The following is a 25,318-nucleotide window of genomic DNA, read 5'->3' as shown; positions in this document are numbered from 1 at the left end:
CGTCACACCCCGGTGATGCGGCCCCAGACCTTGTGCAGCTCCGGCCGCTCGGCCGAGGTGACGTCACGCATGGTGCGCAGCCGGGCCCGCATCTCCTCGGTCGGGAACACCAGCGGGTTCTCGGCGAGTTCGGCCTTCTCCTTGTCGCCGCTGGCAGCCAGCACCTCGCGGGCGGCCGGCACCGGGCAGATGTACTGGACGAACGCGGCGAGTTCGGCGGCCACCTCGGGCTGGTAGTAGTAGTCGATCAGCAGCTCGGCGTTGCGCTTGTGGGTGGCGCGGTTGGGGATCATCAGGCTCTCCGCCCACAGCTCGCCGCCCTCCTCCGGCACCACGAACTCGATGTCCGGGTTCTCGGCGGTGAGTTGGACCGCGTCGCCGGAGTAGGCCTGGCAGGCGAGCGCAGCGCCGGAGGCGAGGTCGCTGGTGTAGTCGTTGCCGGTGAAGCGGCGGATGTGGCCGGTGTCGACCATCTTCTGCACCAGGTCCATCGCCTTGTTCGCGTCGTCGTCGCCGAACGTCGCGATGTCCGCGCCCTGGGAGAGCATCAGCAGCCCGAGCGCCTCGTCCAGCCCGGCGAACAGCGTGATCCGGCCCTTGAGGTCGGGTGCCCACAGGTCGGCGGTGGACTTGATCTCCCGGCCGAGCGCCTTGCGGTTGTACGCGATGCCGGTGATCCCGGACTGCCACGGCACGCTGCGCCGGCGCCCGGGGTCGAAGCCCGGGTTCGCGAGCTGCGGGTCCAGGTTGGCGGTGACGTTGGGCAGGTTGGCCCGGTCCATGGCCTGCACCCAGCCCAGCGAGACGTACCGCCCTGCCATCCAGTCGCTGATCACCATCAGGTCCCGGCCGGGGGCGGCGCCCTGGGTGAGCACCGGGCTGATCTTGCCGAAGAACTCGTCGTTGTCGTTGATGTCCTCGGTGTAGGTGACGTCGATCCCGGTCTTCTCGCTGAAGCCGTCCAGGGTCGGGCGGCCGCCGTGGTCGTCGGTGTCGATGTACTGCGTCCAGTTGGAGAAGGCGAGCCGCTTGTCGGTCTCCGAGCGGTCCGGCGCCGAGCGGCGGTCTTCGGGGACGTACGCGGACGGGATCCCGCAGCCGGTCAGGGTGCCGGCGCCGAGCAGCGCGGCCCCACCGAGCACGGAACGTCGGCGCAGCACGGCGGAGTCGGGCGTACGGCGGGTCAGGGTGGAGCTGCTGGGCATGGCGGAGCCTTCCGGAGCGTGGGACGGCCCCGGGCACAACTGCCCGGGGCCGTCCTGGAGGTACGTCAGACAGTGTGCGCGTCGGTGAGCGACAGCACCTCGTCCAGCACCGCGAGGCCGGTCTTGGCCTCCTCCTCGGTGACGGTGCACGGCGGGACGACGTGGAAGCGGTTCATGTTGACGAACGGCCAGAGCCCGCGCCGCTTGCAGGCGGCGGCCAGCTCGGCCATCGGCGCGTTGGCGGCGCCGGCGGCGTTGTACGGCACCATCGGCTCGCGGGTCTCCCGGTTCTTCACCAGGTCGAGCGCCCAGAACACGCCCATGCCGCGGACCTCGCCGATCGACGGGTGCCGCTCGGCCAGCTCGCGCAGGCCGGGGCCGAGCACGGTCTCGCCGATGTGCTTGGCGTTCTCGACGATGCCCTCCTGCGCCATCGTGGTGATGGTCGCCACCGCGGAGGCGCAGGCCAGCGGGTGGCCGGAGTAGGTGAGTCCGCCGGGGAACGGCCGCTCGGCGAAGGTGGCCGCGATCTCGGCGCTGATCGCCACGCCGCCGAGCGGCACGTAGCCGGAGTTGACGCCCTTGGCGAAGGTGAGCAGGTCCGGGGTGACGCCCCAGTGGTCGGCGGCGAACCACTCACCGGTGCGGCCGAAGCCCGCCATCACCTCGTCGAGGATGAACACGATGCCGTGGCGGTCACAGATCTCCCGCACCCCGGCCAGGTAGCCCGGCGGCGGGATCAGGATGCCCGCGGTGCCGACCACGGTCTCCAGGATGACGGCCGCGACGGTGCCCGGCCCCTCGAAGGCGATCACCTCCTCCAGGTGCCGCAGCGCGCGCTCGCACTCCTGCGCCTCGTTCTCGGCGTGGAAGTTGGAGCGGTAGGCGTACGGGCCCCAGAAGTGCACCACGCCGGAGACCCCGGTCTCGTTGGCCCAGCGCCGCGGGTCGCCGGTGAGGGCGATCGCGTTGGCGGTGGCGCCGTGGTACGAGCGGTAGGTGGACAGCACCTTCTGCCGGCCCGTGTGCAGCCGGGCCAGCCGGATCGCGTTCTCGTTGGCCTCGGCGCCGCCGTTGGTGAAGAAGATCTTGTCCAGGTCGCCCGGGGTGCGCTCGGCGATCAGCCGGGCGGCCTCGCTGCGCGACTCGACCGCGAAGCCGGGTGCGATGGTGCAGAGCTTCGCCGCCTGCTCCTGGATCGCGGCGACCACCTTCGGGTGCTGGTGCCCGATGTTGGTGTTGACCAGCTGCGAGGAGAAGTCGAGGTAGCGGTTGCCGTCGTAGTCCCAGAAGTACGAGCCCTCGGCGCCGGCCACCGCGAGGGGGTCGATCAGCGCCTGGGCGGACCACGAGTGGAAGACGTGCGCGCGGTCGGCGGCCTTGACGGCCTGGCCGGCGGCTGAGTCAGCGGTGGGGATGCTCATGCCGGTAAGGCTAGGACGGGCCGCGCGCGAAGTGCAGTTTCATCTTGTCAGTCGGTCGCCCGATCCGTCGACAGGGTGCAAAGACACCGGGCCCGGGGCGGAAAGCCCCGGGCCCATTGTCAGTTCATACGACCTGAATAGGTCAGATCGCGGTCATACTGCGCCCGACGGTCATGACCCGCTAGATCGCGGTCATACTGCGCCCGACGGTCATGACCCGCTAGATCGCGGTCATGACGTGCTTCACGCGGGTGTAGTCCTCGAAGCCGTACGACGACAGGTCCTTGCCGTAGCCGGACTTCTTGAAGCCGCCGTGCGGCATCTCGGCGACCAGCGGGATGTGGGTGTTGATCCAGACGCAGCCGAAGTCCAGGCGGCGCGACATCCGCATGGCGCGGGCGTGGTCCTTGGTCCACACCGAGGAGGCCAGCGCGAACTCGACGCCGTTGGCGTACTCGACGGCCTGGTCCTCGTCGGTGAACTTCTGCACGGTGATGACCGGGCCGAAGACCTCGTTCTGGATGATCTCGTCGTCCTGGTTCAGGCCGGAGACGACGGTCGGGGCGTAGAAGTAGCCCTTGTCGCCGACCCGGTGGCCACCGGCCTCGACCTTGGCGTGGGCGGGCAGCCGCTCGATGAAGCCGGCGACCTGCTTCAGCTGGTTGGCGTTGTTCAGCGGGCCGTACAGCACGTCCTCGTCGTCCGCGCCGCCGGTCTTGGTCTCGGCCGCGGCCTTGGCCAGCGCCTCGACGAAGGCGTCGTGGATCGACTCGTGCACCAGCACGCGGGTGGCGGCGGTGCAGTCCTGGCCGGCGTTGAAGTAGCCCGCGACCGAGATGCCCTCGACGGCCTCGGCGATGTCGGCGTCCTCGAAGACCACGACCGGGGCCTTGCCGCCCAGCTCCAGGTGGACGCGCTTGACGTCCTTGGACGCCGACTCGGCGACCTGGATGCCGGCCCGGACCGAACCGGTGATGGAGGCCATCGCCGGGGTCTTGTGCTCGACCATCAGCTTGCCGGTCTCGCGGTCGCCGCAGATGACGTTGAAGACGCCGGCCGGCAGGTCCAGGTCCTTGAGGATGCCGCCGATGATCTCGGCCAGCAGCACGGTCGAGGCCGGGGTGGTGTCCGAGGGCTTCAGGACGACGGCGTTGCCCGCGGCGATGGCCGGGGCGAACTTCCAGACGGCCATCATCATCGGGTAGTTCCACGGCGCGACCTGGGCACAGACACCGACCGGCTCGCGGCGGACGATCGAGGTCATCCCGTCCATGTACTCACCGGCGGCCTTGCCCTCCAGCAGGCGGGCGGCACCGGCGAAGAAGCGGATCTGGTCCACCATCGGGCCGATCTCCTCGGAGAGGGTCAGCGCCCGGGGCTTGCCGGTGTTGCGCACCTCGGCGTCGACGATCTCGTCGGCCCGGGCCTCGACCGCGTCGGCGATCTTGAGCAGCAGCTTCTGCCGGGTGCTCGGGGTGGAGTCCCGCCAGATCGGGAACGCGACGGCGGCGGAGGCCATGGCGGCGTCCACGTCCGCGGCACCGGACAGCGGCGACGTCGCGTACACCTCGCCGGTGGCCGGGTCGACGATGTCGAGCGTGCGGCCGTCAGCCGCGTCGACGAACTCACCGTTGATGTAGTTGCGCAGCGTGCGAAGGTCGCTCACGGATCTCTCCTCGGTCTGGGCCTGCGGCGTTGCAGATTCCGGCGCCATGGTACGTCGGCGGATCCGGCGTACGAAGGGCGCCGAGTGGCCGTGCCCGAAGCGGCGCGGTCCACTGGTGGCGGTATGCGCGGCACCTCGCGGTGCCGCGCGCGTACCGTGTCAGGGTAGCCGCACGACGGCTGGTATCGACAGGCAGACTCCGTGTACGCGATGAAATCCGTACGCGTTTTCCAAGATCACGACGAAATCAGCAGCTTCCAAGCTTGCGAACACGGGAACGATCAGGCACAGTGGCCGCGTGGCCAACCGCGACCGGAACGCCAGCGTTCCCCTCGACGCCGCCTCCAAGGCGATCATCGAGCAGCTGCAGGAGGACGGGCGTCGCCCGTACGCCGCCATCGGCAAGGCCGTCGGCCTGTCCGAGGCAGCCGTACGGCAACGCGTCCAGAAGCTGCTCGACCAGGGCGTGATGCAGATCGTCGCCGTCACGGACCCGCTCACCGTCGGCTTCACCCGCCAGGCGATGGTCGGCATCCGGGTCGAGGGCGACATCGAGCCCGTCGCCGACGCGCTGGCCGCCCTCGACGAGGTCGACTACGTCGTCTGCACCGCAGGCTCGTTCGACCTCCTGGCCGAACTGGTCTGCGAGGACGACGAGCACCTGCTCGAAATGATCAACAAGCGCATCCGCGCCCTTCCCGGCGTGCGGAGCACCGAGAGCTTCGTTTACCTGAAGCTCCGGAAACAGACCTACACCTGGGGCACCCGATGACAGCCGACCCGGCGCAGAAGGACCTTTCCAAGACCGCTTACGACCACCTGTGGATGCACTTCACCCGCATGTCGTCGTACGAGAACTCCCCCGTGCCGACGATCGTCCGGGGCGAGGGCACCTACGTCTGGGACGACAAGGGCCGCAAGTACCTCGACGGCCTGGCCGGCCTGTTCGTCGTCCAGGCCGGCCACGGCCGCGAGGAGCTCGCCGAGGCCGCCGCCAAGCAGGCCAAGGAGCTCGCCTTCTTCCCGGTGTGGAGCTACGCCCACCCGAAGGCCGTCGAGCTGGCCGAGCGCCTGGCCAACTACGCCCCCGGCGACCTGAACAAGGTCTTCTTCTCCACCGGTGGCGGCGAGGCCGTCGAGACCGCCTGGAAGCTCGCCAAGCAGTACTTCAAGCTGACCGGCAAGCCGACCAAGTACAAGGTCATCTCCCGCGCCGTCGCCTACCACGGCACCCCGCAGGGCGCGCTGTCCATCACCGGCCTGCCGGGCCTGAAGGCCCCGTTCGAGCCGCTGGTGCCGGGCACCCACAAGGCGCCGAACACCAACATCTACCGCGCCCCCGCCTTCCTGGAGAGCCCGGACGGCACCGTCGACCCCGAGGCCTACGGCCGCTGGTGCGCCGACGAGATCGAGGTGGCCATCCTCAACGAGGGCGCCGAGACCGTCGCCGCCGTCTTCGTCGAGCCGGTGCAGAACGCCGGCGGCTGCTTCCCGCCGCCGCCCGGGTACTTCCAGCGCCTGCGCGAGATCTGCGACCGCCACGACGTGCTGCTGGTCTCGGACGAGGTCATCTGCGCCTTCGGCCGCCTGGGCACCATGTTCGGCGCCGACAAGTTCGGCTACCAGCCCGACATGATCACCTGCGCCAAGGGCATGACCTCGGGCTACTCCCCGATCGGCGCCACGATCATCTCGGACCGCCTGGCCGAGCCGTTCTACAAGGGTGACAACACCTTCCTGCACGGCTACACCTTCGGCGGCCACCCGGTCTCCTCCGCGGTGGCGCTGGCCAACCTCGACATCTTCGAGCGCGAGGGCCTGAACCAGCACGTCCTCGACAACGAGGCCGCCTTCCTCGGCACCCTGAACAAGCTGCGCGACCTGCCGATCGTCGGCGACGTCCGCGGCAACGGGTACTTCTACGGCATCGAGCTCGTGAAGGACAAGGTCACCAAGGAGTCGTTCAACGACGACGAGGTCGAGCGCGTGCTCTACGGCTTCCTGTCGAAGGCGCTCTTCGACAACGGCCTGTACTGCCGCGCCGACGACCGTGGCGACCCGGTCATCCAGCTGGCCCCGCCGCTGATCTCCAACCAGTCGACCTTCGACGAGATCGAGCAGATCCTGCGGACCAGCCTCACCGACGCGTGGGCGAAGATCTGATCCCCTGAGCCCTCTTCCCCACCCTCCGCCGAAGGGCGGCCCAGCTCCCCGCCGGGCCGCCCTTCGGCGTTCCCCCACCGGAACATCACAGTCGCACGACCAAACATGCCTGAATGCGGGTGATTTGCCCGTGATGGACCAGAGCGCCGCAACCGCGCCCCGCCCCGGTCGTTCTAATCTGACGACTGTCATATCCCTGCGGCCACCCAGGATGGAACCTCATGTCAGCGGCACCGCCTGACAACGACGTGCTGTGGGCCCGAGGGATCGTCAAGTCCCATCACGGCACCCCCGCCCTGCGCGGCATCTCGCTCGGCGTCCGCGAGGGCGAGGTGCTCGCCGTCACCGGCCCGCGCGGCTCCGGCAAGAGCACCCTGCTGGGCTGCCTCTCCGCCCAGCTCCCGGTCGACGAGGGCGAGGTCTGGTTCAACAGCGCCCCCGTGCACACCCTCACCCGGGCCGGCCGCGAACGGCTGCGCCGCGACCGCTTCGGCTTCGTCGGCTCCGAGCCGCACCTGGTCCCCGAACTGACCGCCCGGGAGAACGTCGCCCTGCCGCTGCTGCTCGCCGGGGCCGGCAACAAGGCCGCCTACACCGCCGCCGCCGAGTGGCTGGAGCGCCTCGACGTCGGCGACTTCGCCAAGCACCGCCCCGACCGGCTGGTCCAGAGCCAGCGCCAACGGGTCGCCGTCGCCCGTGCCCTGGCCCCGCTGCCGCCCGTCGTCTTCGCCGACGACCCCACCGCCCCGCTGCACCGCGAAGCCGCCGACCAGGTCCTGCGGATACTGACCAGCGCGGCCCGCTCGCACCAGCTCACCCTCGTCCTGGCCACCCACGACCCCGAGCTCGTCCGGTTCGCGGACCGCGCCGTCGCCCTCGTCGACGGACGGCTCACCGCCCCCGCCGCCCCCGTCCCGCGCGGCACCACCGTGTCCGGGGCCCCCGGAGCGCCCGCCGTCACGGCCACCCGCCGCTGACGACGCCGAGCCGCTGAAAGAGTCGACGTGTTCTATCTCCGTCTGGCCCGGGGCTACCGGGTGCCCGACCTCGGCCGCTGGCTGCTCACCGCGCTGGCCGCCGCCGTGGTCGCCGCCTTCCTGCTGCGCTCCCTCGGCCGGGCGATGAGCGACCCGCTCGGCGGCGCCGACCCGCTGGTCCGGCTGCTCTGGTGCCTGCCCCCGCTCGCCGCCGTCGCCTGGTTCGCGGCCGTCGCCGCCCGCGCGGTGCCCGCCCGGCGCCCCGAGCGGATCGCCGGCCTCACCGCCGCCGGAGCCGGCTCCCGCCGGATCCGGGCCCTGATCGCCGGCGAGGTCGCCCTCGCCTGCACCCTCGGCAGCGTGCTCACCCTGCTGGTCTTCCTGGTACTGCGCAACGACATCGCCGGGCCCTCGCTCGCCCCCGACCTCGGCATGGGCGTGCCGCTGCCGCCCGCCGCGCCGGTCACCCTGCTCGCCCTGGTCCCGCTCACCGCCGGCCTCGCCGCCGCCTGCGCGGTGCCCGCCACCGAGAACCTGCCCGGCGGCCGCACCCGCCGCCGCACCGGCTTCGGCGTCTGGCGGATCGCCCTGCCGATCGGGCTGGGCGTGATCGGCGCCGCACTCGAACTCATCGCGCTGCGGCCCGGCGCCGCCGCCGACGGCCGCCCGATCCACCTGCCCGCCGGGCTCGGCACCACCAGCACCGCCGCGCTCGGCGGCTGGGCCACCAGCGCACTCGGCCTCGCCCTGCTCACCGGCCCGCTGCTGGCCTGGGCCGGACGGCTGCTCGCCCTCGGCCGGCCCACCCCGCTGCGACTGCTCGCCGGGCGCGGGCTCACCGCCCAGGCCCCGCGCCTCGGCGCGCCGCTGGCCGTCCTCACCCTCGCCGTCGCGCTGGTGCTCACCACCATCCGCTACTGGATCGGCGCCCCCGACAGCGCCGACGCGCTGCCCGCCGTCGAGGCCTGCCTGGTGCTCGGCTGCGCGGCCGCCGCGGTGGTCGCCCGGCTCGCCGAGGTCCGCACCGACCGCCGCCACGTCACCGACGCGCTGCTGCGCCTCGGCGCCTCGCCCCGCCTGCTGTTCGGCGCGGTCGCGCTGCGCACCCTGGCGGTCGGCACCACGCTGCTGCTGACCGGCGGGGCGACCGCCGCACTGGCGGCCGCCGGACTGCGGTAGCGGCCGGGCTCCCGGGGGCTAACCCGCTGCGGCGAGCTGGCCGCAGGCGCCGTCGATCTCCTGGCCGCGGGTGTCGCGGACGGTCGTCGGCACACCGTGCGACTGCAGCCGGCGGACGAACTCGCGCTCGTCCTCGGGCCGGGAGGCGGTCCACTTGGAACCCGGGGTCGGGTTCAGCGGGATCAGGTTGACGTGCACCCGGTGGTTCTTGATCAGCCGGCCGAGCAGGTCGGCCCGCCACGCCTGGTCGTTGATGTCCTTGATCAGCGCGTACTCGATGGAGATCCGGCGGCCGGACTTCTCCGCGTAGTTCCAGGCCGCGTCCAGCACCTCGTCGACCTTCCACCGGGTGTTCACCGGCACCAGCTCGTCGCGCAGCTCGTCGTCCGGGGCGTGCAGTGACAGCGCCAGGCGGCAGCTGAGGCCCTCGTCGGCGAAGCGGTGCATCGCCGGGACGAGCCCGACGGTCGAGACGGTGATGCCGCGCTGGGACAGGCCGAAGCCGTCCGGCGCCGGGTCGGTCAGTCGGCGGATCGAGGCCAGCACCCGGTTGTAGTTGGCCAGCGGCTCGCCCATGCCCATGAACACCACGTTGGACAGCCGCGCCTCACCGCCCGGGATCTCCCCGTCCTTGAGCGAACGCATCCCGGCGGCGATCTGCTCGACGATCTCGGCGGTGGAGAGGTTGCGGGTCAGCCCGGCCTGGCCGGTGGCGCAGAACGGGCAGTTCATGCCGCAGCCGGCCTGCGAGCTGATGCACATGGTGACCCGGTCCGGGTAGCGCATCAGCACGGACTCCACGAGCGTGCCGTCGAAGAGCTTCCACAGCGTCTTGCGGGTGGCGTCGTCGTCACAGGAGACGTGCCGCACCACCGACATCAGCTCGGGCAGCAGGCTCCCGGTGAGCTTCTCCCGGCTGGCGGCGGGGATGTCCGTCCAGCTCGCCGGGTCGTTCGACATCCGGCCGAAGTAGTGGTTGGAGAGCTGCTTGGCGCGGAACGGCTGCTCGCCCAGCTCGGCGACGGCCTCCTTGCGCTCGGCGGGGCTCAGGTCGGCGAGGTGTCGCGGGGGCTTGGCGCCGCGCGGCGCGACAAAGGTGAGTTCTCCGGGCTTAGGCATGGTTGTTCCAGTGTCGCAGACGCGCGGGGGCCCCGGACGCCAGGCGTCCGGGGCCCTCGCGGGTACGCGCGGATCAGCTGCCGACGAAGGCCGTCAGCAGCAGCCAGACCACCGGGGCGGTCGGCAGGAGCGAGTCCAGCCGGTCCATGATGCCGCCGTGGCCGGGCAGCAGCGTGCCCATGTCCTTGATGCCGAGGTCACGCTTGATCATCGACTCGCCCAGGTCGCCCAGGGTCGCGGTGACCGCCGCGCAGCCGCCCAGGATCAGGCCCTGCCACCAGCTGCCGTCGTCGATGATCAGCTGCATCAGCACCGCGCCCGCCAGCATCGACAGGCCGATGCCGCCGGCCAGGCCCTCGCGGGTCTTGCCGGGGCTGATCGTCGGGGCCAGCTTGGTGCGGCCGAACTTGTAGCCCACGGCGTAGGCGCCGGTGTCGCTGCAGATCGTGACGATCAGGAAGAGCACGATCCGCTGGGGGCCGTCGTCGGCCGCCAGCATCATCGCCACGAAGGTGGCCAGGAACGGCACGTAGAAGGCGGTGAACACCCCTGCCGTTATGTCCCGCAGGTAGTTCTCCGGCGGTTCGGCCATCCGCCAGACCATCACCGCCAGCCCGGTCAGCGCGAGCGAGGCCGCGGCCCACTGGATCCCGGACCAGTAGCCGGTCGCGACCATGGCGATGCCGCCCGCGACCAGCGGGATCAGCGGCGCCTTGATCTGCTTGCGCTCGGAGAGCCGGCTGGTCAGCTCCCAGACACCGACCGCGACCGCGGCCATCACGACAACCAGGAACAGTGCCTTCACCACGAACAGCGAGGCGACGATCACCGCGCCGAGGCCGACGCCCACGCCTATGGCGGCCTGGAGATTACGGCCGCCGCGCTGCTTGCGCGGCTGCGGCTGCGGGTCGGGCTGGGCGGCCACGGGTGTCTCCTGCCCTGGATGGGACGACGGCACGAAGTGGGGCTGTCCGGCCGCCGGGTGGCTGGGCGGCGGCGCGGAATGCACCGGTGCCCCCGGGTACGGCGGGGTGCCGTGGCCGGGGGCGGGGGCGGTGTCACCGGATATCGCGCGCAGCACGACCGTCTCCGTCACGCCGGGCGGCGCGGTCTCCGGCTGCTCGTCCCGGAACAGCGGGCCGCTCAGCCGGCCGGCTTCCCGGGCCTGGCCCGCGGCGGGGTCGGCCGGTCCGCCGGTGGGCTGACCGGGTGCGGGCCGGCCCGGTGCGGGCTGACCGGGCGCGGGCCGGCCCGGTGCCGCGGACGCGCCGCGGCCGACCGGTCGGCCGCCGCCGGGCACACCGGGAGGCGGGCCGGGGTCGGCCGGTACGGGAGGCATGACCTGAGTCTCCTGCGCGTCGCCGCCCCAGTACACCGGAGGCTGCTGCGGGTGATCCGAACGGAGGTCCCGCTCCGGCGGGCCGGCACCCGGCGCGCCCGGGGGCACGGCTCGGCCGCCCGGGTGGCCGGGGTGTCCCTGGACCGGCGCCGCCGGTTCGCCGTACCCCGGCGCCGGATGGGCCGGGGTACGGGATGCCTGCGGCTGCGGCGCCGGGCGGTAGGGCTGGAACTGCTGGTCGGACGGGCCCCAGTAGCCAGGGGCGTCAGGGGCGTCGTTCATCAGACCTCGAGCAGCTCGGCTTCCTTGTGCTTCAGCAGCTCGTCGACCTGGGCCACGTACTTGGCCGTGGTGTCGTCGAGCTCCTTCTCGGCGCGGCGGCCGTCGTCCTCGCCGACCTCGCCGTCCTTGACCAGCTTGTCGATGGCGTCCTTGGCCTTGCGGCGCACGGCACGGATCGAGACCTTGGCGTCCTCGCCCTTGGTGCGGGCGATCTTGATGAACTCCCGGCGGCGCTCTTCGGTCAGCTCGGGCAGCACCACGCGGATGATGGAGCCGTCGTTCGACGGGTTGACGCCCAGGTCGGAGTCGCGGATCGCCTGCTCGATGGCCTTCAGCGCGGTCTTGTCGAACGGCGAGACGACCGCCATCCGCGGCTCCGGCACCGAGAACGAGGCCAGCTGGTTGATCGGCGTCACGGCGCCGTAGTACTCCGCGACGATCTTGGCGAACATCGCCGGGTGCGCACGGCCGGTACGGATGGCCGCGAGGTCGTCCTTGGCGACGCCGACGGCCTTCTCCATCTTCTCCTCGGCCTCGAGGAGGGTCTCTTCGATCACTGTGGTCTCCCTGTCCGGTTCATCTGCTGTTGTTCCGACCGGTGTCGGCGCGGCGGCCGTTCGCGGCTCCCGCACCGTTCCCGTACGGCTGGTTGCTGCTCAGGCCCGGACAGAATCCTGGCTGATGAGTGTGCCGATCTTCTCACTCTTCACCGCACGCGCGATATTGCCCTCCGCCAGCAGTTCGAAGACCAGCATCGGGAGGTTGTTGTCCTTGCACAGCGTGATCGCGGTGAGGTCGGCGACCTTGAGGTCGCGCGCGATGACCTCGGAGTACTCCAGCGCGTCGAACTTGACCGCGTCCGGGTTCGTCCGCGGGTCGGAGTCGTAGACGCCGTCCACGCCGTTCTTGCCCATCAGCAGGACGTCGGCGTGGATCTCCAGCGCGCGCTGGACGGCCGTGGTGTCGGTGGAGAAGTACGGCATGCCCATACCGGCGCCGAAGATCACCACGCGGCCCTTCTCCAGGTGCCGGACGGCCCGCAGCGGGAGGTACGGCTCGGCGACCTGGCCCATGGTGATGGCGGTCTGGACCCGGGTCTCGATGCCCTCCTTGACCAGGAAGTCCTGCAGCGCCAGGCAGTTCATGACGGTGCCGAGCATGCCCATGTAGTCGGAGCGGGCCCGGTCCATGCCGCGAACCTGCAGTTCGGCGCCCCGGAAGAAGTTGCCACCACCGATGACCACCGCGACCTCGGTACCGGCGCGGACGACCGTGGCGATCTCTCGGGCGATCGCGTGCACGACGTCCGGGTCGACGCCGAGTCCGCCGCCACCGGCGAAGGCTTCACCGGACAGCTTGAGCAGCACCCGGCGGCGCGAGCCGACCCTGGGGTCCTGCGCGGTCTCCTGCGTCTCCTGCATGGACTTCTCCTTTTTGCACCTACTGGTCACAGGCGCGGGTGTGCGGATGCCCCGCCTGCGCGTACACGCGAGGAGGCCACTGCCGCGGGAACCGGTTCGGTGTCCTGCACGGCAATGGCCTCCTCGTCGTTCATGGTGCCGACGCGAGCCCGCCCGTGGGCGGTTGGCGCTGGGTGAGCCCGTTCGGCGTTCCTCCCGCCCTGGTCAGCGGGCGGGGGCGGTTCCCAGCCTAAAGGGGGCCGGGAACCCGGTGGAACGTGGCTCAGGCGCCGACGCGGAAGCGGGCGAAGCGCTTGAGGGCGACGCCGTTCTCCTCGAGGACCTTGGCGACGGTCTTCTTGTTGTCCTTCGCGAAGGCCTGCTCCAGGACGGAGAACTCCTTCACGAAGCCGGTGACGCGACCCTCGACGATCTTCGGCAGGGCAGCCTCCGGCTTGCCCTCCTCGCGAGCGGTGGCCTCGGCGACGCGGCGCTCGTTCTCGATGTCCTCGGCCGGGATGTCCTCGCGGGACAGGTACTTCGGGGCGAAGGCGGCGATGTGCTGCGCGACGTCCTTCGCGACCTCGGCGTTCTCCTTGTCCAGCTCGACCAGGACGCCGACGGCCGGCGGCAGGTCGGGGCTGGTCTTGTGCAGGTAGACCGCGACGAAGCCGTCACCGTCGAACTGGGCGAAGCGACGGAAGACGATCTTCTCGCCCAGGGTCGCGTTGGCCTCGTCCACGAACTGCTGGACGGTCTTGCCGGCCTCGATCTCGGAAGCCAGGGCGGCGTCCAGGTCGGCCGGGGCCGTCTTGGCGACGTGGGCGGCAATGGCGTCGGCGACCTTGACGAAGTTGTCACCCTTGGCGACGAAGTCCGTCTCGCAGTTCAGCTCGACCAGAACGCCGGACTTCTTGTCCTCGGCGATCAGCGCGGCGACGGCGCCGTTGGAGGCGTCGCGGCCCTCGCGCTTGGCAACGCCCTTCTGGCCCTTGATGCGCAGGAGCTCGACGGCCTTCTCGACGTTGCCCTCGGCCTCGTCCAGGGCCTTCTTGCAGTCCATCATGCCGGCGCCGGTGAGCTCACGGAGCTTCTTGACGTCCGCGGCGGTGAAGTTCGCCATGGTGTGAATCTCTTCTCGCGTCTCGCGTGTCTGCGTGGAGTGGCGCCGGGACCGATGGTTCGGGTCCCGGCGCTGGAGAGAGGGGCACCTGCCGGCTTCGTACCGGCGGGTGCCCCTCACCCTTGGTACGTCAGGCCTGCTCGGCCGGCGCCTCGGTGGCGGGAGCCTCGGCGGCGGGGGCCTCCTCGGCGGCCGGCGCCTCGGCAGCGGGGGCCTCCTCGGCGGCGGGGGCCTCGGCGGCGGCGGGGGCCTCCTCGGCCTTCTCGCCCTCGATGAGGTCCTTCTCCCAGGCGGCCAGCGGCTGGTCGGCGCCCGGCTCGGCCTTGGCGTCGCCCTTGGCGACACCGGCGCGGGACTTCAGGCCCTCGGCCACGGCGTCGGCGATCACGCGGGTCAGCAGGGTGACGGAGCGGATCGCGTCGTCGTTGCCCGGGATCTTGTAGTCGACCTCGTCCGGGTCACAGTTGGTGTCGAGGATGGCGACGACCGGGATGTTGAGCTTCCGGGCCTCGCCGACCGCGATGTGCTCCTTCTTGGTGTCCACGATCCAGACGGCGCTGGGAACGCGCTGCATGTCGCGGATACCGCCGAGGGTCTTCTCCAGCTTGTCGTGCTCGCGCTGGAGGACCAGGAGCTCCTTCTTGGTGAGGCCGGAACCGGCCACGTCCGAGAAGTCCAGCTCGCCGAGCTCCTTCAGACGCTGAAGGCGCTTGTAGACGGTCGAGAAGTTGGTCAGCATGCCGCCGAGCCAGCGCTGGTTCACGTAGGGCATGCCCACGCGGGTGGCCTGCTCGGCGATGGCCTCCTGGGCCTGCTTCTTCGTGCCGACGAAGAGGACGCTGCCGCCGTGGGCAACGGTCTCCTTGATGAACTCGAAGGCGCGGTCGATGTAGTTCAGCGACTGCAGGAGGTCGATGATGTAGATGCCGTTGCGCTCCGTGATGATGAAGCGCTTCATCTTCGGGTTCCAGCGGCGGGTCTGGTGACCGAAGTGGACGCCGCTCTCCAGCAGCTCCCGCATCGTGACGACGGCCATTGCCGTGCTCCTCAGGTGTTACGGCCCGACAGCGGCACTGCGTCGCAGCGATCGCCCACAGCCGGGTCAGTCTCGGTTTGTCCGTGGCGGCCAGGTGACAGCCACGCCTGACGCCCCGAACGTGCCGAGCCGCTTGCGCCCGCTCGGCCGGGGGCCGGTCGGGCTCGGCGGACCGAGCGGCACTCGCACCTGGCGGGGCTGCGGACGAACCGCGTCCGGCCGCCGGTGGCGGGGCGTGCGAAGTCGACCCGGCGGACCGGGTCGCGTGTGAAGTGTACGGGAAGCGCCGAGCGACGGGCGACTTCGCGAGCGGCCGGGGGCCTGCCGAGGACCCGGGAAGAACCTGGGAACGGCCGGGACGGGCGGGTCGGCGGGGGTGCCGACGGGCGGGTCGGCGGCGGTACCGGCGCCGGGGTCTGCGGAGCTGGGGAGCGTGCGTGCGTCGGTCGGCGCCTGCCCGCGGTTGGCCACCGGTATGCCGCTTGTACACCGGATGGCGGCGTCCGTACACCCGTTGGAGGGGCGGCGGTCGACGCGGGGGCGGTTTGTCCACAGGAATCCGGATCCGGGTGGTGTGGGGGCGGCCGGGCGGCGAGCCTTCGCGCATGACTGCTCGTGCGTGGTTCGTCGGGATTCGGGGGCTGGTCGCCGTGGGGGTGGCGCTGGGGGTGGTGGGGGCGCTCGGGATGCCGGGGGCAGCGGCGGGGGCGGCAGCGGGGGCGGCGGGCGGCTCGGGCTCCGGCAATGGCAGTGGCTCCGGCAGTGGCTTGGGCCCGCGCGGTGCCCGGGCCTGGCCGGTGGGCGGGCCCGGCGGGGTGCTGGGGCGGTTCGAGCCGCCGGCGAAGCCCTGGGCCGCCGGGCACCGGGGAGTGGACCTCGCCGCCGAGCCCGGGGCGGAGGTCCGGGCGGCGGCCGCCGGGGTGGTCACGTTCTCCGGGCTGGTGGCCGGACGTCCGGTGGTGACCGTCTCCCACCTCGGCTCGGGGTCTCCCCCGCTCCGAACCACCTACCTGCCGCTCACCGGCACCCTCCCGGTCGGCACCGCGGTGGCCGCCGGGCAGGTGATCGGCCGGCTCGCCCCGGACGGGCGGCACTGCGCCGCGCGCGACTGCCTGCACTGGGGGCTGCTGCGCGGGGGCCGCTACCTGGACCCGCTGGCCCTGTTCGGCGCGGGTACGGCGCGGCTGCTGCCGCTGGGCTCAGAACCGCTGGGGGCCGAGCGGCTGCAGCCGTCGGAGGCAGAGCAGGCGGTCACGCCCGGCTGAGGCCGTGCAGCGCGAAAGCGACGGCGGCGGCCGCGATCTCCTCGGGGTTCTCCGCGTTCTCGGGATTCTCGGTCGGGCAACCGGCGTGCTCCCCGGTAGTCGCCTGCTCGGCTCGACGGACGGCCGCCTCCACGACCCCCTGCAGCAGCACCGCGGCGAGCCGGGGCCGCTCGTGGCCCAGGTCCTCCAGCGCCCGGACGACTAGGCCGGCCAGCCTGCCGTGCGCCGCCCGGATCCGCTCGCGCGCGGCCTCGTCGAGCTCCAGCGCCGAGATCGCCACGATCGCACGGTGGCGCGGGTCGGCGGCCAACGCCAGCTGACCCCGGACGTACGCCTCGATCCGCTCGGCGGCGGTGTCGCAGCTCCCCATCCCGGCCTCGATCTCGGCCGCCCAGAGCGGGAAGTCCACCTCGCAGAGCGCCTCGACCACGGCGGCGCGGGAGCGGAAGTACTCGTAGACCGAGGAACGCGCCAGCCCGGTACGCGCGGCAAGCGCGGGGAAGGTCAGGGCCTCCTTGCCACCCTCGGTGAGCAGGGTGCGGGCAGCGTCGAGGAGTGCTGCTCGCTGCAGCTGGCGATGCTCGGCCACCGTGGCCGCTCGGATCTTCGGCACGCTCCCACTGTACGGAGCCCTGCCCGCGGCCGATAAGGCGCCGCGCATGCGGAGGAGGCAGGGGCCCGCCGGGCAGGCCCGGCCTGTCCGGCTGAACCCCGCGCCGCCGGATCGGGGCGCTACGGGATCGGCGCGCGACCGGATCGGCGCGCGACCGGATCGGCGCGCGACCGGATCGGGGCGCTAGCGGACCTCCGAGAGCTTGGCGCGCAGCTGGAGGACGGACTTGGTGTGGATCTGGCTCACCCGACTCTCCGTCACCCCCAGCACCTGCCCGATCTCGGCAAGGGTGAGTCCCTCGTAGTAGTAGAGCGTCACGACGGTCTTCTCCCGCTCGGGAAGGGTGTTGACCGCCTGGGCCAGCAGTCTGCGCAGCTCGCGGTCCTCGGCCACCTCGACCGGGTTGTCCGCGCCGTGGTCCTCCAGGGTGTCCATCAGGCTCAGCCGGTCGCCGCCCTCCCCCACCGGGTGGAGCAGCTCGTCCAGGGCCACCACGTTGGCGAGCGACAGCTGGCTGAAGATGGCGTGCAGGTCCTCGATCGCGATGCCCATCTCGGCCGCGACCTCGGGCTCGTGCGGCGTCCGGCGCAGCCGGGCCTCCAGCGTCGCGTACGTCCGCTCGACCGCCTTCGCCTTCTGCCGCACCGAGCGCGGGATCCAGTCCAGGGCGCGCAGCTCGTCGATGATCGCGCCGCGGATGCGGCTGATCGCGTAGGTCTCGAACTTGATGGCGCGCTCGATGTCGAACTTCTCGATCGCGTCGATCAGCCCGAAGACCCCGGAGGAGACGAAGTCCGCCTGCTCGACGTTGGAGGGCAGGCCGACCCCGACCCGCCCCGCCACGTATTTGACGAGCGGTGAGTAGTGCAGGATCAGCTGCTCGCGCAGCCGCTGGTCGCCGGTCTCCTTGTAGGAGCGCCAGAGCTCTTCGAGCGCGCTGCGCCCCTGGGTCACGGCGTCCGGGCCGGCCTGTCCGGTGTCCGCGGGCGTGGCGGCTGGTGTCGCGGCGGATGTGTCGGCGGTTGTGTCCACCGGCGCGTCGCCGGCGCGGACCGCCTCGGTGCCCCGGGTCGCGTCCGCGGGCTGGCCTGGCACCACCGTCGGCCGGCCGCCCTGGCGCGACAGGCCGCCCATCGCCCCCGCCGACTTGGACGGGAACTCGGTCGCCGGGCGCCGCTCGGTCCTCGGCCCTCCCGAGGACCGAGCGCCACCGGTCACTCTGTGTCCGGGAATGTGTGTGGGCATGCGTTGGTCTGCGCCGTTCTGCCGAGTCATGTGCTGATAGGGAAGGCATGTGGAGCGTAGCGTGACCGACTCGCTGCAAAGCGCTACCGCCACTCGGTCGTCCCCCGATCCGGTGGCGTTCACTCACCGGATCCGGGCACACGAGCGGAAGACCCGGATCAGCAGGTCAGCCGGGCGGTTCGGACACGCCCTCCCTCGGCGCACGCGCGTTCCCTGCTCCGACGCTCACCTCCTCCGCACCATGCGCCAGTGCGCGCCGTGTCGCTCGACGTAGCCGAGCGAGCCCAACTCGTAGAGCCGCTGGAGCACTTCGTCCGGCGGGAGCCCGGACTGGCGGGCCAGTCGTTCGACCGGCGCGCCCTCCGCCGTCGCCGGTACGGCTTCCAGGACCCGGGCCACCGGGGGCTCCAGCAGGTCGCGCGGCAGCACCGGTCCACTGCGCTGCGGGGCCAGGTCGTCCCCGATCGCCCCGATCAGCTCGGTGATCTCGGCCGCGTCGGTGACCAGGGCGGCGGCACCGCTGCGGATCAGGGCGTGCACCCCGGCCGAGAGCTCCGAGGTCACCGGGCCGGCGACGCCCATGGTGTGGCGGTTGAGGTCCCGCGCCCGCCTCGCCGTGCTCAGGGCTCCGCTGCGGACCGCCGCCTCGACCACCACGGTGCCCCGGGTGAGCGCCGCGATGACCCGGTTGCGTAGGACGAAGCGGAAGCGGTTCGGGTGCTCCCCGGGCGGGAGTTCACTGACCAGCAGACCCTGGACGCCGATCCGCCGGATCAGTTCGGCGTTCCCCTTCGGGTAGGCCACGTCGACTCCGCAGGCAAGCACCGCGACGGTCATCCCTCCGACGGCGAGTGCGCCGCGGTGGGCGGCCGCGTCGATCCCGTAGGCGGCGCCGGACACCACCACCCAACCGCGCTCGGCCAGTTGGGCCGACAGTTCCCCGGCGACGTGGGCGCCGTAGGCCGTGCAGGCCCGGGAGCCGACCATCGCGACCGAGCGGAGCGCGAGCAGCCTCAGCGAGCCGGTGCCGATCGTCCAGAGCCCGATGGGACGGCCGTCGCCCAGGTCATCGAGTTGGCTGGGCCATTCCGTGTCCCCCGGAATGATGAACCGCCCACCGGCGCGCCGTACCCGTTTCAGGTCCATCTCCGGGTCCAGCCCCGGGAGTCTCGCCTGGTACCCGGCCAGGCGGGCGGAATCCAGCCCGGGGTGGTCGGGCACCGTCCCGTCCCGGATCGCCTGGACCACGTCGACGGCGGGGAGCCGGCCGAGCCAGCGGCCGACCACCGCGTCCCCCGGTTCGCTGAGCCGGCTGAGCACGACGCGGGCGAGGCGCTCGGGATCGGGCGCTGCCGTGGCGTCGGTGGGATCGGTTGCTGGCCCGATCCGGAGCCGGGGCCCGAGCCCGGCTCCGGCTCCGGCTCCGGCTCCGCTGTGGGCTTGGGGGTGCCTCACCAACCGGTTCATGCCTCGCCCTCCGCGTTCTCCGTCTACTCGGCACGTGTCCCGGGCCGGCCGCCGTCCGGCGGGCCGCCGCGCTGGGCCGGGATGCCCCCGAGCCGGCCGGTGCCCCGTTCGGTCAGCGCCAGCCCGTGCTCCACCCCGGTGCGCAGGACCAGGGCGGTGCGCAGGTCCCGCTGGTCAGGCCGGTCGCGGCCGGCGAGGTCGGCGACCGTCCAGGCGACCCGGAGCACCCGGTCCAGGCCCCGGGCGGTCAGCAGCCCCCGCTCCAGCTGGCGTGCGACATCGTTGAGCGCGCCGGGCGCGAGCTGCCACCGCGTGCGCAGCTCGTGGCCCGGGACCTCCCCGTTGGTCCGCCACGGGGTGTCCGCCAGCCGGGCCGCCGCCCGCTCCCGCGCGGCCAGCACCCGGGCCGCGACGGTCTCGGTGTTCTCCGCCGTGGTGTCCCGCTCCATGAGTTCGATCCTCGTCACCGGGGCGACCTGGACCTGGAGGTCGACCCGGTCCAGCAGTGGCCCGGAGAGCCTCCCCTGGTAGCGGCTGACCATCACCGGGGTGCACTCGCAGCCCTCGCCCCGCCGTGAGTGCCGGCCGCACGGACAGGGGTTGGCGGCCAGGCAGAGGAGGAAGCGGGCCGGGAGCCGGAGCGACCCGGCCGAGCGGGCGATCACCACTTCGCCCGACTCCAGCGGCTGGCGCAGTGCGTCGAGCACCCGGACCGGGAACTCCGGCGCCTCGTCCAGGAACAGCACGCCCCGGTGGGCCAGCGAGACGGCGCCCGGTCGCGGCAGGCCGCTGCCGCCGCCGACGATCGCGGGCATCGTGGTGGAGTGGTGCGGGGCGCAGTAGGGCGCGGTGTCGATCAGCGGGCGCCCGACCGGGAGCAGGCCGGCAACCGAGTGCACGGCAGTGACTTCCAGCGCTTCCTGCTGGGTCAGCGGCGGGAGCAGCGAGGGCAGCCGCTCCGCCAGCATGGTCTTGCCCGCGCCCGGCGGACCCTTCAGGTAGAGGTGGTGTCCTCCGGCGGCGGCGATCTCCAGGGCTCGCCGCGCCTCGTACTGGCCGGCCACGTCGGCCATGTCGAGGCGGGCCGCCTTGTCCTCGGACAGGCCCCGCACGCTCGCGCTGGGCAGCATCAGCCCGGCCATCAGCGGGTCCGGTCGGCCTCCGATCGGATCGGGCGGCTCCTCCGGCGGCGGCGCTCCGGTCAGGATCGCGACCAGCTGGCGCAGGCTGCGGACGCCGATCACCGTCACCCCGGGGACGAGTGAGGCCTCGGGCGCGGTCTGCTCGGCGACCACGACCCGTTCGTAACCGGCATCGGCGGCGGCCAGCACCGACGGCAGCACGCCGCGGACCGGCCGCACCCGGCCGTCCAGCCCCAGCTCGCCGATGATCAGCAGCTCGGCGATGGACGACGGGTCGAGCCGCTCGGCGGCGGCCAGCACGGCGCAGGCCACCGCGAGGTCGAAGCCGCTGCCGCTCTTGGGCACCGAGGCGGGGCTGAGGCCGACCGTCAGCTTGCGCTGCGGCCAGGCCTCGCCGCTGTTCACCACCGCGGCGCGGACCCGGTCGCGGGACTCGGTGAGCGCCTTGTCGGGCAGGCCGACCAGGGTGAACGCGGCCACCCCGGGCTCCAGATCGGCCTGGACCTCGACGATCACCCCGTCGACGCCGACCAGCGCGACGGAACAGGTTCGGGCGAAGGCCATCTCAGACCACCCCCCGCAGGTGGTCGACCAGGGCCGCACCCCGCGCCCGGTTGACCACGGCGACCAGGTCGATCCGCACCCCACCCGGCGGGGCGGGCGGCCAGTGCGGATCCGTCGGCGCCACGTCGTCGTCGGCCCCGGCCAGCCGGGCGAAGTGACCGGGCCAACGCTCGGCCATCCAGCGCTCGGCCAGGCGTTGCAGCCGGGCGGCCTTGGCCTGGTCGATGGCCTCGGTGGGCTGCTGGAAGCCCCGCTCGGAGCGGGTCTTCACCTCGCAGACCGCCACGGTGTCGCCGTCGAGGGCGACGATGTCCAGCTCGCCCTCGACGCAGCGCCAGTTGCGGTCCAGGATGCGGAGCCCGGCCTCCGCGAGGCGGCGGGCGGCGACCCGCTCCCCGTAGCGGCCGAGCGCGTTCCTGGTGCTGCGGTCCGGGATCCCCCGCGGCTTCTTCCCGGGCGCGGCCTGCTCCGGTACGGCCGTGTCCGGCGCGGTCGGGTCGGCTACGGCCGTGCCCGGTGCGACCTGCTCCGGTACGGCCTGGTCCTGCTCGACGGTGTGCTGCATGGTGACCACCTCCGCCGAGGAGGCTGCACCACCGCGCACGGCGGGGCCCGGAAATTCCGTTTCCCTGTGGATAACTCGGGCCTGTGGACAACTTCTGTCACCCGCAGGGGTGAGAAGCCCCGATCCCGCGAAATTCGGCTGGACAACGCGGGCCGGAGTCGTTCAACGTCAGTTCCCGAAGCCGGACTCGTCCGAGGGCAGCTCCAGGTCGCTCTTAGCGAGTTCCTCGATGTTCACGTCCTTGAAGGTCAGCACCCGGACCTTGCGGACGAACCGGGCCGGCCGGTACATGTCCCAGACCCACGCATCCGCCATCGACACCTCGAAGAACACCTCGCCCTGGACCGAGTGCACCTGCAGCTCGTAGTCATTGGTGAGGTAGAACCGTCGCTCGGTCTCGATCACGTACTTGAACAGGCCGACGACGTCCCGGTACTCCCGGTAGAGCTTGAGCTCCATCTCGGTCTCGTACTTCTCGAGATCTTCGGCACTCATCCAGGCGTCCCCTCAACTTGTCACGTCCACCCATTGTGGACCACCGCACCCACGGTCAGAGCCGCACCGGGTCCACCGGCGGGCCCTCGGCCAGCAGCCGTGCCAGGAAGTCCGCCAGACCGGCCGGATAGACCGTCTCGCCGGTCCCCCTCAGTTCCTCGACCGTCCACCAGCGCGCCGCGAGCAACTGGGCGTGCTCGTCCGCGCCCATGCCCGAGTGGTCCAGGCCCGTCTCCGTGGTCCGGGCCAGGTGGAACCACTGTTCCTGCTCGAAGCGCTGTCCCTGAAAGGAGAACGACACCGTGCCGTACGCCACCAAGGGCCCCAGGTCCACGCCCCGCAAGCTGGTCTCCTCCGCGAGCTCCCGCTCGGCGGCCTCGCGCACGTCCTCCCCTGCTTCCAAACCGCCCCCGGGTGTGAACCACCATGTCTCCCCCGGGACGGCCGGGTCGGCGCCCAGGAAGAGGAGGATGCGGTCCAGCCCGTCCAGCAGCAGGATCCGCGCCGCCCGGCGACGCTGTGCTGTCATGGCTGCGCTCCACGCTCCTTCCGTTCGCATCGGTGGCGCTACCGATCCTGCCACCCGACGCCGCCGTTCGGGGCGATGTTCGCCAGAGCGGCCCGCGCCGCGACGGCCCCGCTCAGGAGCTGCGCCCCCGGCGGAGCCGGCGGGCCAGGCCCGCCACCCCGCCCACCGCCGAGGTCACCAGGATCAGCGCCGCGCCGGCGACGGTGGCGTAGGCGGCGGGCTCCAGCGGGCCGGGCTGCGACGCCCTCGGCCCCGTGAAGCCGTCGAAGGCCGTGGTCCGGTCGAGCAGGCCCGTCCGGCCGAAGGGCTTCAGGGTGGCCTCGACCTTGGCCTCGATGACGTCGGCCGGGACGGTCCCGCCGTCGACCTCCAGGTGGGTGCGGGAGTCGAGCGAGCCGACCCGGTTGTCGCCGAGCAGGAACAGCCGGCCCTGCGGCACCGTCACGCTGAACGACTCGCCCTGGCGGCCCTGCGTCGCGAGGTAGGGCTCGTCCACCGGCTGTCCGTTGACCGTCAGCCGACGGTTGTCCCCGCTGGTGGCGACGGTGTCCCCGCCGACCGCGACCACGCGCTTGACCATGAGCTCGCCGCCCCAGGCCTGGTCCCGGAAGACCACCACGTCCCCCCGGCCGACTTTCCCGCCGTCGGCCTTGCGGGCCAGCACGGTGTCTCCGACCTGCAGCGTCGGGTGCATCGAGGCGGTCGGGATGTTGTACGGCCGGTAGTCGATCGCGATCAGGGCGAAGCCGCCGATCATCAGCACCAGCCCGAGCGCCAGCGCGACGCCCTGCAGCACCGCGGCGAAGCGACGGCGCTCACGGGCGGGCGCGGCCGGGCGGTCGGCCGTCTGCTCCACGACACTGCTCATCGACACCGTCCACCTCTGGCCTACCGGAGAACACCACTGGCACGCCGGAGGCACCGGCGGGAACGCCGACGGGCCGTGGCACGTCCGAGCAGATTACTCGTCGGTACCACGGCCCGCGCAAGAGTCGGGGACAACCCGGTGGAGCTCAGGACTCCTTGCGGCGCTCCACCCGGACCCGCACCCGGCGCACCAGCGGAAGCAGGGCGACAGCCCCCACCGCACCGACCACGGGGGGCGCCATGGGCGCGGCCGCCGCCAGGCCCTTCTGGTCGAAGGTGTCCGGCACCGACAGCGTCGACCAGTGGTTGATCGGCCAGGCCACCACGAAGGCACGCCCGATCACGTTGTCCACCGGGACGGTGCCGCCGCCCGGCTGGTCCATGTGGAAGCGGGAGTCCAGCGAGTTGGCGCGGTGGTCGCCCATCACCCAGATCCGCCCCTTGGGTACCTTGACCGGCTGGAAGGGGTGGTCACCACAGGGGGTGTTACCCGGGTAGACGTACGGCTCGTTGAGCGCGACGCCGTTGACCTTGACCGGCCCCTCGCCCTCGCACTCGACGGTGTCCCCGCCGACCGCGATGACCCGCTTGATCAGGTCCTTCTCATTGGTGGAGGGCATCAGACCGACGAAGCTGAGCACGTCCTGAACGCCGCGGACGAAGGAGTTGCTGCTCTGCTGGGTCGGCTCGTCGTTCAGCCAGCCGCCCGGGTCGTGGAACACCACGACCTCGCCACGCTCGGGCTCGGCCCCGAACCAGGGGGTCAGCTTGTCCACCAGGACGCGGTCGCCGACCTGCAGCGTGTTCTGCATCGACTCCGACGGAATGGAGAACGCCTGGACGAAGAAGGTCTTGATCACGAGCGCGAGGATCAGCGCGATCCCGATCAGGATCGGCAGCTCCTTCCAGAAGGAGCGCGGCTTGCGCGGCTTGGCCGGAGACTCCGACTCCGATCCGTCCACCGACCCGGTCTCCGGGTGCGAGGGTTCCGGCGAGTCCTCGGCCCCCGTGCCCTGCTCGTCGGCGGTCTGGGCCGCGGCGTCGTCGACCGCGGCCGAGGACGCCGAGGACTCGGCGGACCGGGCCACCCGACGACCTGGGCCTTCGGGCTCTCCGGCGCCCGAACGGGCACCGATCACCAAATCCCCCACAACGTCTCCTCCCTGCTGTGCGGACGCCCGCGCGCCCGCGCTCAGAGTGCCGCACAGCGGGCACCACGCTCACCATGACCATGAACGCCTCAGGGCTGCCCACCGCGGGCTCCCCTGACACCAGCACAGTCTCGGCGCGCGACCCGGAACCACTCCCGGCCGCACCTGCACTTCTCTATCACTCCAAGGCATCCGGCTCGCGGTCCCACACGCGAGGCCCGGCCGGTCGGCGGCCGACGCGGCTCACTCCGGAGGCCGCCCCGGCCGACGACCGACGAGCGGAAGGATGCCCAACACACCCATAACGAGCGGAGGTTCCACAGGAACCGGCCCAACGCCCACGGATTCCGCGGTAGTTCCTCCGGCCTGCGGAGCCCGGGCGAGAGAGGAGAGTGAACTCGGCACATCTAGCCTCCGTGTTTCGGTTCGCGTCGGCTGATCTGGGGTGATCCCTGTGTCGGGGGTTGTGGGGCTGCCGTGGGACGTTGGGCATGCCGAGGGC

At 72.1% G+C, this 25,318-nt stretch carries 23 protein-coding genes; 5 read left to right on the top strand and 18 right to left on the bottom strand.

What is annotated here, in order from left to right; genetic code table 11:
• Positions 1-2: 2 nt before the first annotated feature.
• The 3 genes from ACZ52R_RS40825 to ACZ52R_RS40815 form a co-directional block, all read right to left on the bottom strand.
• Positions 3-1,205, bottom strand: coding sequence for a polyamine ABC transporter substrate-binding protein (locus ACZ52R_RS40825; RefSeq protein WP_360504687.1), 1,203 nt, complete (start codon positions 1,203-1,205; stop codon positions 3-5).
• A gap of 65 nt (positions 1,206-1,270) precedes the next feature.
• Entirely contained in the window at positions 1,271-2,629 is a 1,359-nt protein-coding gene (locus ACZ52R_RS40820) for an aminotransferase class III-fold pyridoxal phosphate-dependent enzyme (protein WP_465622234.1), read from the bottom strand.
• A 220-nt stretch (positions 2,630-2,849) separates the two neighbouring features.
• Positions 2,850-4,343 carry a gamma-aminobutyraldehyde dehydrogenase gene (locus ACZ52R_RS40815; protein WP_465661066.1) on the bottom strand — a complete coding sequence of 498 codons (1,494 nt, stop codon included), beginning with the start codon at positions 4,341-4,343 and terminating at the stop codon, positions 2,850-2,852.
• Positions 4,344-4,593: 250 nt separating this feature from the next.
• Between ACZ52R_RS40815 and ACZ52R_RS40810 the strand changes: the two genes are divergently transcribed.
• The 4 genes from ACZ52R_RS40810 to ACZ52R_RS40795 all read left to right on the top strand — a co-directional run bounded on the left by ACZ52R_RS40810 (position 4,594) and on the right by ACZ52R_RS40795 (position 8,614).
• Entirely contained in the window at positions 4,594-5,067 is a 474-nt protein-coding gene (locus ACZ52R_RS40810; RefSeq protein WP_030306695.1) for an Lrp/AsnC family transcriptional regulator, read from the top strand.
• Positions 5,064-6,458 (top strand): aspartate aminotransferase family protein, encoded by a 1,395-nt coding sequence (locus ACZ52R_RS40805; RefSeq protein ID WP_360504681.1) that lies wholly within the window; start codon positions 5,064-5,066, stop codon positions 6,456-6,458. Before ACZ52R_RS40810 ends, ACZ52R_RS40805 begins: the two co-directional genes overlap by 4 nt.
• A 221-nt stretch (positions 6,459-6,679) precedes the next feature.
• Positions 6,680-7,435: an ABC transporter ATP-binding protein gene (locus tag ACZ52R_RS40800; RefSeq protein WP_465622236.1), complete on the top strand. Its 756-nt coding sequence runs from the start codon at positions 6,680-6,682 to the stop codon at positions 7,433-7,435.
• Positions 7,436-7,462: 27 nt separating this feature from the next.
• Entirely contained in the window at positions 7,463-8,614 is a 1,152-nt protein-coding gene (locus tag ACZ52R_RS40795) for a hypothetical protein (protein WP_465622238.1), read from the top strand.
• A gap of 18 nt (positions 8,615-8,632) precedes the next feature.
• On the opposite strand, the gene rlmN is transcribed toward ACZ52R_RS40795, so the two are convergent.
• The 6 genes from rlmN to rpsB form a co-directional block, all read right to left on the bottom strand.
• Positions 8,633-9,733 (bottom strand): dual-specificity RNA methyltransferase RlmN, encoded by a 1,101-nt coding sequence (gene rlmN / locus ACZ52R_RS40790; protein WP_360504676.1) that lies wholly within the window; start codon positions 9,731-9,733, stop codon positions 8,633-8,635.
• Between the two features lie 73 nt (positions 9,734-9,806).
• Entirely contained in the window at positions 9,807-11,072 is a 1,266-nt protein-coding gene (locus tag ACZ52R_RS40785) for a phosphatidate cytidylyltransferase (RefSeq protein WP_465661068.1), read from the bottom strand.
• Positions 11,073-11,353: 281 nt separating this feature from the next.
• Complete coding sequence (gene frr / locus ACZ52R_RS40780) at positions 11,354-11,911, bottom strand: ribosome recycling factor (protein ID WP_359900627.1); 558 nt, start codon at positions 11,909-11,911, stop codon at positions 11,354-11,356.
• A 99-nt stretch (positions 11,912-12,010) separates the two neighbouring features.
• Entirely contained in the window at positions 12,011-12,775 is a 765-nt protein-coding gene (pyrH, locus tag ACZ52R_RS40775; RefSeq protein ID WP_360504673.1) for a UMP kinase, read from the bottom strand.
• Positions 12,776-13,037: 262 nt separating this feature from the next.
• A complete protein-coding gene (gene tsf / locus ACZ52R_RS40770) occupies positions 13,038-13,877 on the bottom strand; it encodes a translation elongation factor Ts (protein WP_387693683.1) in 840 nt (279 codons plus the stop codon).
• Positions 13,878-14,007: 130 nt separating this feature from the next.
• Positions 14,008-14,913, bottom strand: coding sequence for a 30S ribosomal protein S2 (gene rpsB, locus ACZ52R_RS40765; protein ID WP_465755311.1), 906 nt, complete (start codon positions 14,911-14,913; stop codon positions 14,008-14,010).
• 605 nt (positions 14,914-15,518) lie between these two features.
• Between rpsB and ACZ52R_RS40760 the strand changes: the two genes are divergently transcribed.
• Positions 15,519-16,178 carry a M23 family metallopeptidase gene (locus ACZ52R_RS40760; protein ID WP_465755310.1) on the top strand — a complete coding sequence of 220 codons (660 nt, stop codon included), beginning with the start codon at positions 15,519-15,521 and terminating at the stop codon, positions 16,176-16,178.
• Here ACZ52R_RS40760 and ACZ52R_RS40755 read toward each other — a convergent pair.
• The 9 genes from ACZ52R_RS40755 to lepB (ACZ52R_RS40715) form a co-directional block, all read right to left on the bottom strand.
• On the bottom strand, positions 16,165-16,767 hold the full coding sequence (locus ACZ52R_RS40755; RefSeq protein ID WP_465755315.1) for a TetR/AcrR family transcriptional regulator: 603 nt from the start codon (positions 16,765-16,767) through the stop codon (positions 16,165-16,167). The two genes, ACZ52R_RS40760 and ACZ52R_RS40755, sit on opposite strands and share 14 nt — an antisense overlap.
• 207 nt (positions 16,768-16,974) lie before the next feature.
• Complete coding sequence (gene whiG, locus ACZ52R_RS40750; protein ID WP_465622244.1) at positions 16,975-18,009, bottom strand: RNA polymerase sigma factor WhiG; 1,035 nt, start codon at positions 18,007-18,009, stop codon at positions 16,975-16,977.
• 252 nt (positions 18,010-18,261) lie between these two features.
• A complete protein-coding gene (gene dprA, locus ACZ52R_RS40745) occupies positions 18,262-19,491 on the bottom strand; it encodes a DNA-processing protein DprA (protein ID WP_465755309.1) in 1,230 nt (409 codons plus the stop codon).
• Between the two features lie 35 nt (positions 19,492-19,526).
• Complete coding sequence (locus tag ACZ52R_RS40740; protein WP_465755308.1) at positions 19,527-21,209, bottom strand: YifB family Mg chelatase-like AAA ATPase; 1,683 nt, start codon at positions 21,207-21,209, stop codon at positions 19,527-19,529.
• 1 nt (position 21,210) lies between these two features.
• Positions 21,211-21,645: a YraN family protein gene (locus ACZ52R_RS40735; protein ID WP_360504712.1), complete on the bottom strand. Its 435-nt coding sequence runs from the start codon at positions 21,643-21,645 to the stop codon at positions 21,211-21,213.
• Positions 21,646-21,942: 297 nt separating this feature from the next.
• Positions 21,943-22,269 (bottom strand): DUF2469 domain-containing protein, encoded by a 327-nt coding sequence (locus ACZ52R_RS40730; RefSeq protein ID WP_030056781.1) that lies wholly within the window; start codon positions 22,267-22,269, stop codon positions 21,943-21,945.
• Positions 22,270-22,324: 55 nt separating this feature from the next.
• On the bottom strand, positions 22,325-22,798 hold the full coding sequence (locus ACZ52R_RS40725) for an NUDIX hydrolase (RefSeq protein WP_465755307.1): 474 nt from the start codon (positions 22,796-22,798) through the stop codon (positions 22,325-22,327).
• 112 nt (positions 22,799-22,910) lie between these two features.
• The gene (gene lepB, locus ACZ52R_RS40720) at positions 22,911-23,666 is read right to left on the bottom strand and encodes a signal peptidase I (RefSeq protein WP_465755306.1); all 756 of its coding nucleotides are present in this window, start codon (positions 23,664-23,666) and stop codon (positions 22,911-22,913) included.
• A gap of 145 nt (positions 23,667-23,811) precedes the next feature.
• Complete coding sequence (gene lepB / locus ACZ52R_RS40715; protein ID WP_465622252.1) at positions 23,812-24,753, bottom strand: signal peptidase I; 942 nt, start codon at positions 24,751-24,753, stop codon at positions 23,812-23,814.
• Positions 24,754-25,318 lie beyond the last annotated feature (565 nt).

It is taken from the genome of Kitasatospora sp. NPDC034023, assembly GCF_055575795.1.
The sequence above is the reverse complement of the archived record's forward strand: the minus strand, read 5'-3'. Positions and strand labels throughout refer to the sequence as shown.